Origin of the sequence: Tateyamaria sp. Alg231-49, assembly GCF_900143535.1 — a bacterium.
Taxonomy (GTDB): Bacteria; Pseudomonadota; Alphaproteobacteria; order Rhodobacterales; family Rhodobacteraceae; genus Tateyamaria.
In genome coordinates this window covers 252410-267863 of record NZ_FRFA01000007.1, presented here as the reverse complement: position 1 = coordinate 267863, position 15454 = coordinate 252410, and the positions used below count along the sequence as shown (strand labels likewise).

General features: G+C 57.3%; 13 protein-coding genes. 5 read left to right on the top strand and 8 right to left on the bottom strand.

The window, feature by feature from the left end; all coding sequences use genetic code 11:
- Positions 1–162: 162 nt before the first annotated feature.
- From pgi to zwf, 3 genes are read right to left on the bottom strand one after another with little or no spacing between them, the layout of a single operon-like run.
- Positions 163–1740 (bottom strand): glucose-6-phosphate isomerase, encoded by a 1578-nt coding sequence (gene pgi / locus DHN60_RS13285; protein WP_108837787.1) that lies wholly within the window; start codon positions 1738–1740, stop codon positions 163–165.
- Positions 1741–1745: 5 nt separating this feature from the next.
- Positions 1746–2414 carry a 6-phosphogluconolactonase gene (gene pgl / locus DHN60_RS13280; protein WP_108837786.1) on the bottom strand — a complete coding sequence of 223 codons (669 nt, stop codon included), beginning with the start codon at positions 2412–2414 and terminating at the stop codon, positions 1746–1748.
- A complete protein-coding gene (gene zwf, locus DHN60_RS13275) occupies positions 2411–3862 on the bottom strand; it encodes a glucose-6-phosphate dehydrogenase (RefSeq protein WP_108837785.1) in 1452 nt (483 codons plus the stop codon). The genes pgl and zwf overlap by 4 nt, the downstream gene beginning before the upstream one ends.
- 200 nt (positions 3863–4062) lie before the next feature.
- Between zwf and DHN60_RS13270 the strand changes: the two genes are divergently transcribed.
- Positions 4063–5004 (top strand): radical SAM protein, encoded by a 942-nt coding sequence (locus tag DHN60_RS13270; protein ID WP_108837784.1) that lies wholly within the window; start codon positions 4063–4065, stop codon positions 5002–5004.
- Between the two features lie 15 nt (positions 5005–5019).
- Here DHN60_RS13270 and DHN60_RS13265 read toward each other — a convergent pair whose 3' ends face one another.
- Entirely contained in the window at positions 5020–5289 is a 270-nt protein-coding gene (locus tag DHN60_RS13265) for an usg protein (RefSeq protein ID WP_108837783.1), read from the bottom strand.
- 229 nt (positions 5290–5518) lie between these two features.
- Between DHN60_RS13265 and gyrA the strand changes: the two genes are divergently transcribed.
- Together gyrA and DHN60_RS22900 are read left to right on the top strand one after the other, a co-directional pair.
- Positions 5519–8221 (top strand): DNA gyrase subunit A, encoded by a 2703-nt coding sequence (gyrA, locus tag DHN60_RS13260; RefSeq protein WP_108837829.1) that lies wholly within the window; start codon positions 5519–5521, stop codon positions 8219–8221.
- Positions 8222–8387: 166 nt separating this feature from the next.
- The gene (locus tag DHN60_RS22900) at positions 8388–9074 is read left to right on the top strand and encodes a methyl-accepting chemotaxis protein (RefSeq protein WP_108837782.1); all 687 of its coding nucleotides are present in this window, start codon (positions 8388–8390) and stop codon (positions 9072–9074) included.
- Between the two features lie 162 nt (positions 9075–9236).
- On the opposite strand, the gene DHN60_RS13250 is transcribed toward DHN60_RS22900, so the two are convergent.
- The 3 genes from DHN60_RS13250 to DHN60_RS13240 form a co-directional block, all read right to left on the bottom strand.
- Positions 9237–10712 (bottom strand): carboxypeptidase M32, encoded by a 1476-nt coding sequence (locus tag DHN60_RS13250; RefSeq protein ID WP_108837781.1) that lies wholly within the window; start codon positions 10710–10712, stop codon positions 9237–9239.
- Positions 10709–11857: a heme A synthase gene (gene ctaA / locus DHN60_RS13245; RefSeq protein WP_108837780.1), complete on the bottom strand. Its 1149-nt coding sequence runs from the start codon at positions 11855–11857 to the stop codon at positions 10709–10711. Before ctaA ends, DHN60_RS13250 begins: the two co-directional genes overlap by 4 nt.
- A 63-nt stretch (positions 11858–11920) precedes the next feature.
- Positions 11921–12649, bottom strand: a complete 729-nt coding sequence (locus DHN60_RS13240) for an RNA methyltransferase (protein ID WP_234423635.1) — start codon at positions 12647–12649, stop codon at positions 11921–11923.
- Between the two features lie 134 nt (positions 12650–12783).
- Here DHN60_RS13240 and DHN60_RS13235 point away from each other — a divergent pair, with 134 nt between their 5' ends.
- Complete coding sequence (locus tag DHN60_RS13235) at positions 12784–13410, top strand: thiamine phosphate synthase (RefSeq protein ID WP_108837778.1); 627 nt, start codon at positions 12784–12786, stop codon at positions 13408–13410.
- A gap of 26 nt (positions 13411–13436) precedes the next feature.
- On the opposite strand, the gene DHN60_RS13230 is transcribed toward DHN60_RS13235, so the two are convergent.
- On the bottom strand, positions 13437–14630 hold the full coding sequence (locus tag DHN60_RS13230) for a HupE/UreJ family protein (protein ID WP_108837777.1): 1194 nt from the start codon (positions 14628–14630) through the stop codon (positions 13437–13439).
- On the opposite strand from DHN60_RS13230, the gene DHN60_RS13225 reads away from it, so the two are divergent.
- Positions 14629–15432: a DUF4198 domain-containing protein gene (locus DHN60_RS13225; protein ID WP_108837776.1), complete on the top strand. Its 804-nt coding sequence runs from the start codon at positions 14629–14631 to the stop codon at positions 15430–15432. The two genes, DHN60_RS13230 and DHN60_RS13225, sit on opposite strands and share 2 nt — an antisense overlap.
- Positions 15433–15454: the final 22 nt, after the last annotated feature.

Genomic DNA, 15454 nt, shown 5'->3' with positions numbered 1-15454 from the left:
GTCTTAAAAATGGAAGGGCGAAAATATGCTGCGCCCCAACCAACAATAGGACGCCAAAATAGGTTTACGCAACCGGTGGTTAGGTCAGGTATTCCCCCATAGGTAAGCATACGTCAGCGGATAATCGCTGACGTATGTACGGCTTTCCGCTTGCAGAAATACCTATTTTTTATGGGTCCGAAGGTAGCTGACGAGCGCGCGGGTCGAACCATCCTTGTCCGCAGGGACATCTGCCCCTTCGATCACAGGTTGAAGAGCTGTGGCCAGTTCTTTACCCAGTTCAACCCCCCACTGATCATAGGAATTGATGCCCAATATCACCCCTTCGACAAAGACCCGGTGTTCATAAAGAGCGATGATCTGCCCCAGCGTGAACGGGTCAAGCTTTGGATAGATCAGCGTGGTCGAGGGACGGTTTCCCGCAAAGACGCGGTGGGCAGCTTGGCGTTCCAATTCCGCGCCTTCGAACTTATCCGCCACCTTGCTGCGCGCCTCATCAAGATCGCGGCCGCGCAACAACGCCTCGGATTGCGCCAGACAGTTGGCTATGAGCAGGTCGTGATGGTGTTTCAGGTCATCCTCGTGCCCGTCGCAGGCCACCATGAATTCACAGGGGATCACAGATGTGCCCTGGTGGATCAACTGGTAGAACGCGTGCTGTCCATTGGTGCCGGGCGCGCCCCAGACCACGGGACCGCTGTCTACCGGCAACGGTTGGCCATCCATGCCAACCGACTTACCGTTTGATTCCATTTCCAGCTGCTGCAGATAGGCTGGCAATTGCCCCAACCGCTGATCGTATGGCAGCACGGCGCGTGTTGCATGGCCCAGAACTTGTCTGTGCCAGATGCCCACGAGTGCCAGCATAAGCGGCATGTTTTCAGTACCTTGAGCGGAACAGAAATGGTGATCCATTTCTTGCCCACCGCGCAGGAAAGCACGGAAACCGTCAGGGCCAATGGCAAGCATTATGGACAGCCCAATAGGCCCCCACATGGAATAGCGCCCGCCGACCCAGTCTTCGAACCCAAAGACACGCTCGGACGGAATGCCGAAATCTGCTGTCTTGTCTTCGGCGGTGGATAAAGCCGCGAATTGGGTCGCAGGATCGCCCCCACCATCAAGCATCCACGCCCGCGCAGTGCGCGCATTGGTCATGGTTTCGATCGTGGTAAAAGTTTTGGAGGCGACAATCACAAGTGTCGTTTTCGCATCCAGTTCCCGCAGCACATCCGCGATATGTGCGCCATCTACGTTGGAGACGAAATGACAGCGCGGGCCGTCACGGTATGGCGACAAGGCTTGCACCGCCATGCTGGGTCCAAGGTCAGATCCACCGATCCCGATATTGACCACGTCAGTGATCGGTCCGCTGCGCACCTCTTCGGCATAGGCCGCCATCCGGTCCAGCGTCGCAAGCACCTCTGGCATGACGTCCTGACCATCCACCATAACCGGGCCACCATCGAGATTGCGCAACGCCGTGTGCAGCACTGCCCGCCCCTCAGTTTCGTTAATTTTTTCCCCGGAGAACATCGCGTCGCGTCGCGTTGAAACACTGGCGGCATCGGACAGGGCCAACAATGCATCGCGCGTGGCTGTGTCTATATTTGTCTTGGCATAGTCAAACCGCATGAACTGGGTCTGCACAGCAAAGTCGTCCGCGCGCGCCTCATCAAACAGCTCAAGGATGTGCCGCTCGCCCATTTGGGCGGCCAATGCGTTCAAGTCGTTCCACATATTACTTACTCCGCCCAATGGACGATCAGGCCGTCCATCACGGCCCGGATCGGGGCCTCAACTGGTGACATGGATTGCGCCGCTTCAAGCGCGCGCCGTTTTTCGTCGCCGTAGATCACCAGATGTTTGGCCATAGCACCCGCCAGTGCGGGGCCGGAAAACGATATGCGTGGTTCCTGGCCCTCAACAGACACAGGTACGACCAAGGGGGCATTGTCTGCCATCATCGCAGGCAAACCGTCGGCTCCGGGAAACAGGGACGCGGTGTGCATATCTGCCCCCATACCAAGCAACAGAACCGAAATTGGCATCTCTTCGGCCAATCGTTCAGACAGGATAGGCGCCGCGCTCTCAGGCGTTTCGCCGTCCATGTGGAAGGGCATGAACTTGGCCCCTGCTGCCTGCTCCACAAACAGATGGGTCTTGAGCAATTTGGCGTTGGAGCGGTCGTGATCTTCGGGCACCCAGCGTTCGTCGCTGAGCATCACATGCACTCGGTTCCAGTCCAGCCCCACGGCGCAAAGGCTGTCAAAGATCGGCCCCGGAGTCGTCCCACCCGGCACTACGAATGAGGCCCAGGGATGGATTAGCAGACAGTTCTTTAACTCGCTGGCCAATTGATCCGCCAGCCGCATGGCCAGCAGTTCACGGTCGGGATATTCTTGGATTTTCATGAGGCCACCTTTCGCCACACTCGGGTGTCACGGGCCAGCAACTGCACGGCATCCACCGGGCCTTCGCTGCCGCTGTCATAAACTTTGGGCACTTCGCCGCGGGTCTCCCAACCGTCGATGATCGGGTCAGTCCAGGCCCATGCGGCCTCAACCTCGTCGCCGCGCATGAACAGGGTCTGGTTGCCGCGGATCACGTCCATGATCAAACGCTCATAAGCATCTGTCTGGTCTGCGCCGTCAGCGCCAAGCGCATCCGCGAATGACATGTCGAGCGGTACGTCAATCAAGCGCATACCACCCGGGCCGGGCTCCTTGATGGTTACACCCAACGTCATGCCTTCGTTCGGTTGCAGACGGATCGACAACACGTTGCGATGGTCCTCTTGCTCACCAAAGATCGAGTGGTTGAGTTCTTTGAATACCACGACAATCTCTGAACAGCGCGCCTTGAGACGTTTACCTGTCCGCAAATAGAACGGCGTCCCAGCCCACCGCCAGTTGCTGACACCGACTTTCATGGCAATATAGCTTTCGGTCCGGGTGCGCGGGTCGCCAACTTCTTCACGAAAGCCTGGGCCTTCTGCACCAGCCTCGTATTGCCCCCGCACGATGTGGTGCGGTTCCACGGAATCGAGCGCGCGAATGACTTTGAGTTTTTCGTCACGCACCGCATCTGGGTCAAACTTGCTGGGCGGCTCCATCGCGATAAGGCAAAGAAGCTGCATCAGATGGTTTTGGACCATGTCCCGCATCGCGCCGGACTTGTCGTAATACTCGCCACGTCCGCCCACACCGACAGTTTCAGCCACGGTAATCTGGATGTGATCGACATATTGGCTGTTCCAAAGAGGTTCGAACAGCATGTTGCCAAAGCGCACGGCCATAAGGTTCTGAACCGTTTCTTTGCCAAGATAATGGTCGATCCGGTAAATCTGGCTTTCGTCGAAGTAAGCTGCCAGATCACGATTGAGCTCCTTGGCCGACGCCAAATCGCGCCCAAAGGGTTTTTCAACCACGATCCGGCTGGCATCATTGGTCAGCCCGTGCTGGTTCAAACGTTCTGCCAGATCACCAAAGAGGCTGGGTGCAACCGAGAAGTAGAACGCATGTACGCGTCCCGGCTGGATCAGCTCTACCAGTTCGAGCCACCCTTTTTCGCCGCGCGCATCGATCGACACATAAGCCATACACGCCAGAAAAGCCTGCAGCTTGTCAGTAGACGCCTTTTCTTCTCCACCAAACTCTTGCACCGCTTCGGCCACGAATGCGCGGTAGCCATCTGCATCCATGTCCGAACGGGCCGCGCCGATGACTGTCGCATCGCCAGGCATTTGCCCCGCGCAAAAACGACGGAATAGACCGGGCAAAATCTTGCGTCGTGCAAGGTCGCCTGTTCCCCCAAAGATCACCAGATCGAAAGGCTCGACCGGAATGACACGCGAAACCATGGCTTGGTACTCCTAAAAAATGTTTGCGCAAACACTATCAGATTCAACAGGGTACTCAACGGTCAAACACGCTGTGCGCCTTATCTGCATCAATGCTTATCACAAAGCTGTCAAACCGTCAGGAGGAGCCTTTTCCAACCCGCCCCCAACTCCTAGGAATGAATGCGTGATATAACCAATACACGGCAGGGCGTTGTTCGATGAAAGACTTGGCCAACCTAGGCAAATTCGAAAACCCGGACATCACGGCCAAAGGCGAGAAACGGGCAAAAGTCGGGCTCAGCCACCCCGAAACGCTGTGGTTCAACACGGGCACGCTTTGCAACATCACCTGCACCAACTGCTACATCGAAAGCTCTCCCACCAATGACGCTCTTGTATATCTGAGTGCGGACGAGGTCAGCGACTATCTCGACCAGCTTGAAATACGTCGGTGGAATGTTCGCGAAATCGGGTTCACGGGCGGTGAACCGTTCATGAATCCGGCCTGTATCCAAATGCTGGAACGCAGCCTAGCGCGTGGATACGACGTGTTGGTGCTGACCAACGCGATGGCCCCGATGATGCGCCCCGCTGTGCAGGCGGAAATCAAGGATCTCGTCACCCGCTATGGCAGCAAGATCACATTTCGGGTCAGCCTCGATCACCATGCCCCCGCGGTGCATGACGCCGAACGTGGTGTCGGCGCGTTCGAAAAGTCGATGCGCGGGATGGCGTGGCTTGCCTCCGTTGGTGCACGGATGGCAGTTGCCGGTCGGGTTGAGATGGCTGAAAGCGAAGACGAGGCACGTCAGGGCTATGCCAGACTTTTTGCCACGAAAGGTTGGCGTATTGACGCTTTTGACCCCGGATCCACTGTTTTGTTCCCGGAAATGGACGAAAACGTTGAAGTGCCTGAAATTACGACAGAATGTTGGTCGATCCTGAACAAGCGCCCCGAAGCGGTGATGTGTTCATCGTCACGCATGGTGGTCAAACGCAAGGGTGCGGCACGTCCGGCGGTACTGGCCTGCACACTCTTGCCCTATGATCCACAATTTGAACTGGGCGCGACGCTGGCCGAGGCCGAAGGCGAAGTTTCGCTAAACCATCCACATTGCGCCAAGTTCTGCGTTCTGGGTGGGGCGTCCTGTTCGGCCTGAACAGAGAAGAGCGCCTTAGTGCACCGTGAACTCTCCGGTCACATTGCGCCATTCCCCGCATGACATCATCTTGCGGTGCGTAAACCGCACCGAATGTAGCGGCCCTTCAATCTCGGCCTTCCAAAAATCGATGAATTTCAGCAAACGCGGATGATCCGGCGCAATGTCATAGTCCTGCCAGACAAAGGTGTTCAGGACATGGGTAAAGTCCGGCATGCGGTAAAAGATTTCAGCCGTCGTCAGCCCATATCCCTTCAACATCAGTTCCGTTTCATTTTGCTCCATTTTGTACCTCTGTTTTCTTTTCTGCGTTCAGTTGAGCGCGACAAAGATTAATAAGCAACAAAAACAATATTTTAGCAGCCTATTGCCAAGACTGCTAACAGCGCGTGCGCTCAGGCGTTGCACATTATCTGTGCTTTCTGATAGGTTGTCCCCCAAGATGTAGAGTGACGCAAAGATTGGGCAGAACCACGTGACCGACACGCCGCAACCCCCTGATAATGATGATGAAATGACGCCAGAACGGCCCGCCTATGATGGCCCCTCTGTGTCTATCGAGCACGAGATGCGCACGTCCTATCTGGACTATGCGATGTCCGTCATTGTCAGCCGCGCGATTCCGGATTTGCGCGATGGCCTAAAACCTGTGCACCGCCGCATCCTTTATGCGATGTTCGAGACCGGAAATTCCCACGACAAATCCTATCGCAAGTCGGCTCGCCCTGTTGGCGACGTCATGGGGAAATATCACCCCCATGGGGATTCCGCGATTTACGACGCGCTGGTGCGCATGGCGCAGGATTTCTCGATGTCCCTGCCGTTGCTGGATGGTCAGGGCAACTTTGGTTCGATGGACGGCGATAACCCGGCGGCTATGCGCTATACCGAAGTACGCATGGACAAGCCTGCCGCTTATGTTCTGGCCGATATCGACAAGGATACAGTCGACTTTCAGGACAACTATGACGGCAAAGACCGCGAACCAACCGTCCTGCCCGCCCGCTTTCCAAATATGCTGGTCAATGGCGCCGGCGGTATTGCTGTGGGCATGGCAACCAACATCCCGCCCCACAACTTGGGCGAAGTCGTCGATGCGTGCCTTGCGCTGATCGAAGACCCTGATTTGTCCTCTGAACAGCTGATCGACTACATCCCCGGCCCGGACTTTCCGACGGGCGGCATCCTTCTGGGCCGTTCTGGCGCAAGAAAGGCCTATCTCGAGGGACGCGGCAGCGTCATCATCCGCTCGAAGACGCGTGTCGAAGAGATTAGGAAAGACCGTTACGCCATTGTTATTGATGAGATTCCCTATCAAGTAAACAAGGCCACGATGATCGAACGGATCGCAGAGGCCGCGCGCGACAAAAAGATCGAGGGCATCGCCCACGTTCAGGACGAATCCGACCGCAACGGCGTGCGTGTCGTCGTTGAATTGAAACGAGATGCAACGGCGGAAGTGGTTTTGAACCAGTTGTTCCGCTTTACGCCCATGCAGGTCTATTTCGGCTGCAACATGCTAGCCTTGAACGGCGGACGGCCCGAGCAGCTCACTTTGCGCCGCTTCCTGACTTCGTTCATCGATTTTCGCGAGGAAGTCGTTGCGCGCCGCACTGCGTTTGAGTTGCGCAAGGCACGCGAGCGCAGTCACATCCTGTGTGGTCTGGCCGTTGCCGTCACCAATATCGACGAAGTTGTCGCCACGATCCGCTCCTCCGCTGACGCCGCCGAGGCGCGCGCGAAGTTGATGGAGCGCCGCTGGCCGGCCAGCGACATCCTGCCCTACATCGCGTTGATCGACGATCCGACCCATACCGCGAACGAGGACGGCACCTATAACCTGTCCGAAACCCAAGCCCGCGCCATTTTGGAACTGCGCCTGCAACGCCTCACTCAGATTGGCGTAAAGGAAGTTACGGACGAACTGGAAGAACTGGCGGCCAAGATCAAGGAATACCTCGAAATTCTTGGCAGCCGCGAGCGGATCATGGCGATCATCGCCGCTGAACTCTCTGAAACCAAAGAATTGTTTGCCGTTCCCCGCCGCACCGAGATTGTCGACTGGTCCGGCGACATGGAAGACGAAGACCTGATCGAGCGCGAGGATATGGTCGTGACCGTCACCTCGGGCGGCTATATCAAACGTACCCCTCTGGCCGACTTCCGTAGTCAAAAACGCGGCGGCAAGGGCGTCAGCGGTATGCAGACCAAAGAAGAGGACGTGATAACCACCCTCTTTGTGGCGAACACACACACGCAACTGTTGTTCTTCACGACAGACGGCATGGTCTACAAACTCAAAACATGGCGCTTGCCGCAAGGCGGTCGCACATCCAAAGGCAAGGCCATCGTCAATATCCTACCCATCCCTACGGGCGTCAGCATTGCAGCCATCATGCCAGTAGATCGCGATGAAAAGGAATGGGACGACCTGCAAGTTGTCTTTGCCACTTCCGCCGGAACGGTGCGACGCAACAAGTTGTCGGACTTCACCAATGTGAAGTCCAATGGCAAGATCGCGATGAAGTTCGAGGATGAGCACGCCGACACGACGCTGATCAATGCACGCATCGCCTCAAACGACGACGATGTTATGCTGATCACTAATTCGGGCCGGGCGATCCGTTTTCCGGCCACCGACGTGCGTGTGTTCAACTCGCGCAGTTCGGTTGGGGTGCGCGGCGTCAAGTTGTCCGGGTCGGACAAAGTGGTCTCTATGTCGATCATCCGTCACTTTGATGCCACCAGCGACGAGCGCGCTGCCTATCTGAAAATGCGCAGAGCTGTCGCGGGCTTGGCAGACGATGCTGATGTATCAGATGAGGAAGAAACGGATGCAAATGCGACCATTGATCCGGCTCGCTATGCAGAGATGTCAGCGGCCGAAAACCTGATCCTGACCGTCACGGCTAAAGGCTCTGGCAAACTGTCGTCCAGCCATGACTATCCAGTGCGTGGGCGCGGCGGCATGGGCGTTGCCGCCATGGACAAGGCGATGCGTGGCGGCCAGATCGTGGCGTCGTTCCCGGTCGAAATGGACGATCAGATCATGCTTGCCACGTCAAAAGGCCAGTCCATCCGCGTGCCGATCGAAGGCATCAGCTTCCGCTCACGAAGCGCAGGCGGCGTCAAAGTGTTCGACACCGGCAAGGGCGAAGTGGTTGTTAGCGTTGCCTGGATTGCAGACCAGGGCGAAGACACCGAGGACGCTGAATAACGTAATTGGTCCAAGTTGATCGCGACAGTTCCTGTAGTGACTGAGCCACTGCATTTCTGTTCGCGTCATTCCTGCGCGCGGTTCACGCGCAGACTTTCTGCCCATCGGTAACCTCTCATTATCACTCGTTGCGATAGTGAAAGGAGGACAACCGATTGTAGGGCGTATGATGGATATCAAAATCCTTGAAGACCAATGGACGCCGTCGCAGCGTGCAGCGGGTTCAAAAGTCTGGATACTGATCGAGCCTGAGCTCGATCGCATCATGCGCGATATCTACGGCTTTCTGATTGGTACGCGGCCCGAAGCGGTGACGCGCGAACAGATTGAACGCGGTCGCATCAAATTCGAAAACATCCTTCAGGGGCGGTTCTCGCCCCAATACATCGAGACGCAGCGCACAACCACGCAGCTTTTGATGGAAAAAGGGGTCGCCTTTGACAAATATCTGATGTGCTACGTCATCTATCACCGCGAAGGCGCCTTGTGTCTTGCCCGCCATGCCGCCGGCAGCGGCAAGGTAGACGAGGCGATGTTCAACGCGTTGCATCGTGGGCTTCAAAGCGATGCATGCGTATCGATGAGCGGCTATTTCGAAGCTATGGAGGCCCAGAACAGGCAGGAGCGCCAGAAACTCACCGCCGAAAACAACAAGAAGATCATGAGCATATCGAAATCGATTGGTGATTTCTCTACCCAGACCAAGATGTTGGCCATCAACGCAGCAATCGAGGCTGCCCGCGCAGGTGATGTAGGCAAAGGATTTGCCGTGGTCGCGTCTCAGGTCAAATCGGTGGCGACCAAAGTTCAGGACGCGACCGATGAAATTGCCCAACTGGCGCGCGCGGAATAGTTCCGAGCCGTCGCACGCCTACGCGCACAGTTTCACACGGCAGATGCACTGGTGGTCAGCCACCGTAACGATCAGAAACCGTGCCAAGGTCTGCACAGAGAATGCGCGCATAACCAGTCTGTCAGATGTCCCAGTTTGGCCATCTCCGACCGAAACGATGCTTTACAGCGCATAAATACCGCTGAACTTATCCTTGAGGTAGGTCAGCAATGGCGCCGGGTCGGGTGCCTGCCCACACGCACGTGTGATCACGTCGCGCGGTTGATACAGCCCACCGTGGCGTTGCAAGTTTTGCTTTAACCATCCCGTTGCCGCTGACGTATCGCCACGCGCCAATTGCGCGTCCAGATCTGGAACCGCCACACGCAGCGCTTCATTCAGGCACCCGGCATAAACATTGCCAAGGCTATACGTTGGGAAGTACCCAAACAGCCCTTCGGACCAATGCACATCTTGCAAAACCCCGTTTGATGGTTTGTCGACCTGATACCCAAAATCAGCTGCAAAGCGATCGTTCCATGCGGCTTCAAGATCACCCACAAGGAGATCACCGGACATCAATGCGCGTTCCAGATCAAAGCGCAACAGAACATGCAAATTGTACTGAACTTCATCTGCTTCGGTACGGATGTACCCGTTTGAAACGCGGTTTACGGCGGCGTAAAACCCGTTTTCGTCCGCGATCCCAAAGTCGCCGAACGCGTCCCGCATCTGTCCAAAAAGCCACCCGGTAAAGGTACGGCTGCGCCCCAGTTGGTTTTCATAAATCCGGCTTTGGCTTTCATGCACGCCCATCGATACCCCCTGACCTAATGGGGTCAGCAAATAGTCGCGGTCGATGTTCTGTTCGTAACAGGCATGGCCGACCTCATGGATGGTCGAGTAAAAGCAGTTGAACGGATCATTTGCGTTGGTGCGCGTCGTGATCCGCACATCAAGGCCAGAGCCGGACGAAAACGGGTGCACGGCCTTGTCGATCCGCCCGTTTTTGACATCGTAGCCAAAGGCGCCCGCAAGCGTTTCACTCAGGCGCAGTTGCGCGGCTTCGTCGAATGGCCCGCGCACGCCAGCAGGTTCGTCGCGTTCAAGGATGGCAGCGCGCAAGTCGGCCAGTTCAGGACGCAAAGCGCCAAACATCGCATCCAGATCGGCAGCCGTCGTTCCAGGTTCATAATCTGCCAGCATCGCGTCATAGACATCGCCGCCTGCGGCAAGGGCCACTCCTTCTTCACGTTTGAGGTCGATTACTTCGCTCAAGGCGGGCAGAAAGGCGGCAACATCGTCATTTGCACGCGCCTCAGCCCAAACTCCATGCGCAAGCGACGTCTGGCGGGCCAAGGCCGCCGCCAGATCGGCAGGCACCTTGCTCGCACGCTCGAAATTGCGCCGAATCTCGCGCAGTTGCGCCTGCCCTACAGCGTCCAGACTCGCCGCATCGATACCAGCCAACCAATCGCCGACGCGAGGGTCTGTGCGGCGGGCATGAAGCACTTTTTCGATGGCTGCCATCTCTTCGCCCCGTTGGTCGCGCGCGCCGTGGGGCATCATGGTTTCTTGATCCCAACCGAGCCGCCCGGCAATCTGCCCAAGCGCCTGCGTGTCATGTTCAAAAGCCATCAGGTCTGCATAAGCGTTCATGCTATTTTTCCTCGAAGAGACGTGGCAAGCGGATAGGCCGCCAGAAACCGCGCCCGCAAGATCAATGCCCACAGGACGACGGCCAGAAGTTGGTGCATAATAGCGACCTGCCACGGTGCACCGTACACAACAGTTACAATCCCAAGCGCGATTTGCAGCGCCATCGCCGCCATCACCGCATTGAACGCAAATCTCGTGTTGGGATGTGCCGACCGCCGCCCGCGCATCCACACAACCACGGTAAAGATCGCCAACAGATAACCCGACACGCGGTGAACGAACTGCACCAGTCCCGGGCTTTCAAACAGGTTGCGCCACCACGGCTCAAAGATGAACGCAGAGGCCGGAAACACCTGCCCTCCCATCAAGGGCCAGTCGGTATAGCTGCGCCCGGCATCAATCCCAGCCACCAGCGCCCCAATCAGGATTTGCAGAAACGCAAAGTGCATAAGGCCCGTAGACATCGAAAACAGCTTGGCCTCCTTGTCCCGGCGCGCCTGCATCAAGTCCCGCTCAGCTCGGCCCATGTGGTAGATGTACCACGCAAGCAGGCCCAGAATGACAAAAGCGAGGCCCAGATGCGTCGCGAGGCGATAGCTCGCAACATCCACCATGCCTTCGCCAGACGTCACGCCGCTGGCAACCATCCACCAGCCAATGGCACCTTGCAGTCCGCCCAGCACACCCAGCCCCAGCAGCGACGGTGTCCAACCAGTGGGTATCTTGCGGCGCAACAGGAACCAAAAGAACCCGATGGCCCAGACCACGCCAATAACCCGACCCAGTTGGCGATGGCCCCATTCCCACCAGTAAATCACCTTAAAATCAGAGAGTTCCATCCAACTGTTCTGGATGCGGAATTCATCGATCGCCTGATATTTGGCGAACTCGGAGTCCCAATCCGCAGCACTCATGGGCGGTATCGCACCTGTAAACGGGCGCCATTCGGTGATCGAAAGGCCGCTGTCCGTCAACCGGGTCAGCCCCCCCACTGCAATCATCACTACGACAAGCGTAAACAGCATAATCAGCCAGACGCGGATCGCACCACGTGCCCCCCCGCGTCCACGATCAATCACACCGGTTTCCACGACCTGTTTTTCAGTCGTTTCAACCTCTTCGAAAATGCTGCGGTTCTTTGCCATTCACGGCCCTCATGTCTCACGTTCGCCGCGCAACGTAAGGTCGCGACCCACAGACGTCCAGCGTCAGCGCGCCTGTGCCCAGCGGACCATCTGACGCAGTGTGCCGTGCAGGGTCTGCACATCCGCGCGGGTAAGCGGCATTCGGCTCCACATGTTGCGCAGATTGATCTTCATACTGGCAGCCTTGTGGTCAGGAAAGAAAAAGCCCGCCTCTTCCAGCCGCTCTTCAAAGTGACGCGCAAGGTGCTCGACCTCATCACCCGTTGCCCAGTCTGTTCCGGCCATTTCAGTGGTGACCGCCGTCACGTCTCCGGCGGCGCGCATCCATTCATACCCCACAAGCAGCACGCATTGTGCAAGGTTCAGCGACGGAAACTCAGGGTTCACCGGGACAGAGATCAGCGCATTGGCCTGCGCGATGTCTTCGTTTTCCAAGCCAGAACGTTCTGGGCCAAAAAGGACAGCGACATGCTGGCCGTCCGCAATGCGCGCGGCCGCGTCTTGCATTGCCGCCTCCGGGCTGAGGACGGACTTGGTCAGATCCCGTTGGCGTGCCGTTGTGGCGTAGACGTAGGTGCAGTCGCTCAGCGATCCCGCCAGATCATCGTGCACTGTCGCTGCATCCAGAACGCGCCCGGCACCGCTGGCCATCGCCACAGCCGCCGGATTGGGCCATCCGTCGCGCGGTGCCACAATACGCATCCGGTCCACGCCGAAATTCAGCATCGCACGGGCCGCGGCCCCAATGTTTTCGCCCATCTGGGGCCGTGTCAGCACAAAGGTTGGTGTCATGGCGCGCATCTACCGCGACCAAAGCCGGGCGCGCAATCCCTTCATCTCGCCAAATAAACACCTGACGGAGGCATAAAAGTTTTCTTCTGCACATCAATCCGCTAGAGAACGCCCAAAGCAAAAGGACGACCAAGATGAGTGAGCCCGAGCAAGGCCCCGAGCAACCGCAGCTGTACCTGCTGACTCCGCCGGTGTTCGACCTGTCGACATTTCCCGATCAATTGGCCAGCGTTCTCGATGCCTATGACATTGCCTGCATGCGATTGTCGCTAGCCACCCATGACGAAGACCGCATTGCCCGTGCAGCCGACGCGTGCCGCGCAGTGGCGCATGCACGCGACGTTGCAATCGTGGTCACAGATCACACTGGTCTGGCCGAACGGCTGGGTCTTGATGGTGTACACTTGTCCAATGCCAAACAGTCGGTGCGCGATGCCCGCAAGGCGCTTGGCCCTGACGCCATCGTGGGCAGCTATTGCGGAGCGTCACGCCATGACGGGCTGTCCGCTGGTGAGGCTGGCGCGGATTACGTCGCCTTCGGTCCCATCACGCCATTTGGCGATGTTGCTGCAGCCGAAGATGATCTGTTTCAATGGTGGTCCGATGTGGTCGAAGTACCTGTGGTGGCAGAGGGTGGTTTGAGCAAGGAAAGCATTGCCCGGCTTGCCCCAATCACGGATTTCTTTGCCATCGGCGAAGAAATCTGGACAGCGGATGATCCGGTTGCCGCCTTTGCGGCTCTAACTGCACCGATCGCGTAAGGCGGGGTGACCCCCAACCTCCGCATTTACAACAGCGTCCGCTCGATCACCCAATAGACAGCAATACCTGCGATAATCAACGATCCTGTCATGGACCATGCACGGAACATGACAGGGTATTCCGCCACCAGTTCTTCAACTCCTGTCAGCCGCGCTGCCACAGCAGCCCGACACCCAAGCCAAAGCGCAGTCGCTGCCATGGCAATCACTGCCAGTTGCCCAAGTTCGACCCCCACGTTGAAGCCTATAAGAGCTGGAATAAATTGCCCCTCTGGCAGGCCAAACTCGCCCAACACCGAGGCGAAACCGAGGCCATGGAGCAGGCCAAATCCGAAAACAACCGCCGGACGCCAAGGGGTAAGCCCGCGCGAAAAGATGTTTTCGACAGCAACATATACAATGGAGGCCGCGATCAGAGGCTCAACGATACTGCCCGGTACGCTGACATGGCCCAAGGCCCCCAGCGCGAGTGTTACTGTGTGCGCCAGCGTAAAGGCTGACACTTGCCAAAGCAGTGGACCAAGCTGCGTGGACAGGAAGAACAAGCCCAGCACGAACAGGATGTGATCCAGACCCTTGGGCAAGATGTGGTCAAAGCCGACCGGGATGTATGTACCGAAGGCCTGCCAGCCCGTCGCTGCGTCTCCGCCTGCCAGCGAGATTGGCCCGGACGTGCCACCGCCGTCGATCAAGCCGGTGTAGGGTTCATCAACTCCCTGCTGGCGTACGACCAGATCGCCCGCGCCCTCCGGCCATGTGACTTCTATCGCGGACACACCTTCCGGCAGGGTTGCCATGACAACCAAATCTGAGATGCGCGGCAATTCGCCGTCAGTCACATCCGGCACAACCACGCGGTCCAATGTCAGCATCAATTGAACGCCCCCGGCGCTCAACAACGGTGTTGCATCCCATGTCCTGATCAAGTCAGGTGCGCGGGCAGTGATATCTGCATTAGAAAGCGCGCGTAATGTATCGTAATCATTCGCGTTTTCTGCCTCATCCGTATCTTCCACCTCGTCCAGATTTATGCCGGACAATTGCGCTTCGATGTTCACGCGCATCTCAAACGTCACTGACCCGTCCGCCACCGTCAGGTCGGCAATGGTGGGCACAACTTCGTGAGCGCTCGCCATACTGACGCAAAGCAAAGCCCAAAGGCTTGACATCACCCCCCAAAGCCGCAGCTTTCTGGCAATACTGAACAAGGCTGATGTCATGAAACTCTCCCCATTTGTGCTGATCTTCTGGTGCGCGATTTTCGCAAGCAGTGCAACTGCACATGAGTTCTGGATCGAAGCGGACAGGTATCAAGTCGCCCCCGGCGAAAATATCGTTGCAAACCTAAAGAACGGCCAAGTTTTTGAGGGCACGACACTGTCATATTTCACCCGCAGCTTTTCACGTTTTGACGTGATCCAGGGCAACAAAGGGGCCAATGTGCAGGGCCGCATGGGCGATCGACCGGCATTTGATCAACCCGCGCCGGGCGAAGGTCTGGTCACCATCGTACACGAAACCACGCCCTCTTTTGTGAATTACAAAGAGTGGGACAAGTTTCAAAAATTTGCAGATCACAAGGATTTCCCGGACATGGCCGCGCGCCACAGCGCAAATGGCTTTCCGCCGCCCCCCTTTAAGGAACGCTATACACGCCACGCCAAGGCGCTGATCGGTGTGGGTAACGGCGAAGGAACGGACCAAGCGCTTGGACTCAAAACCGAGTTCGTAGCGCTCACCAACCCTTACGCGCCCGGTTTTGACGGTCAAATGCGGGTGCAGGTGCTTTACCTTGGTACCCCGCGCTCTGATGCTCAGGTCGAAGTGTTTGATCGCGCGCCGTCCGGCGAGGTACAAGTCAGTCTGCATCGCACCGACCAGAACGGCCGGGTGACAATTTCTGTGCAACCCGGTCACGACTACCTGTTTGACGCAGTTGTATTGGAGCCGATCTTGGACGACGATGCGGCGGTTTGGGACACGTTCTGGGCGGCCCTCACCTTCGGCGTGCCCGCGCGCTAGTTCGGCTTGCCTCTAAGCGCAC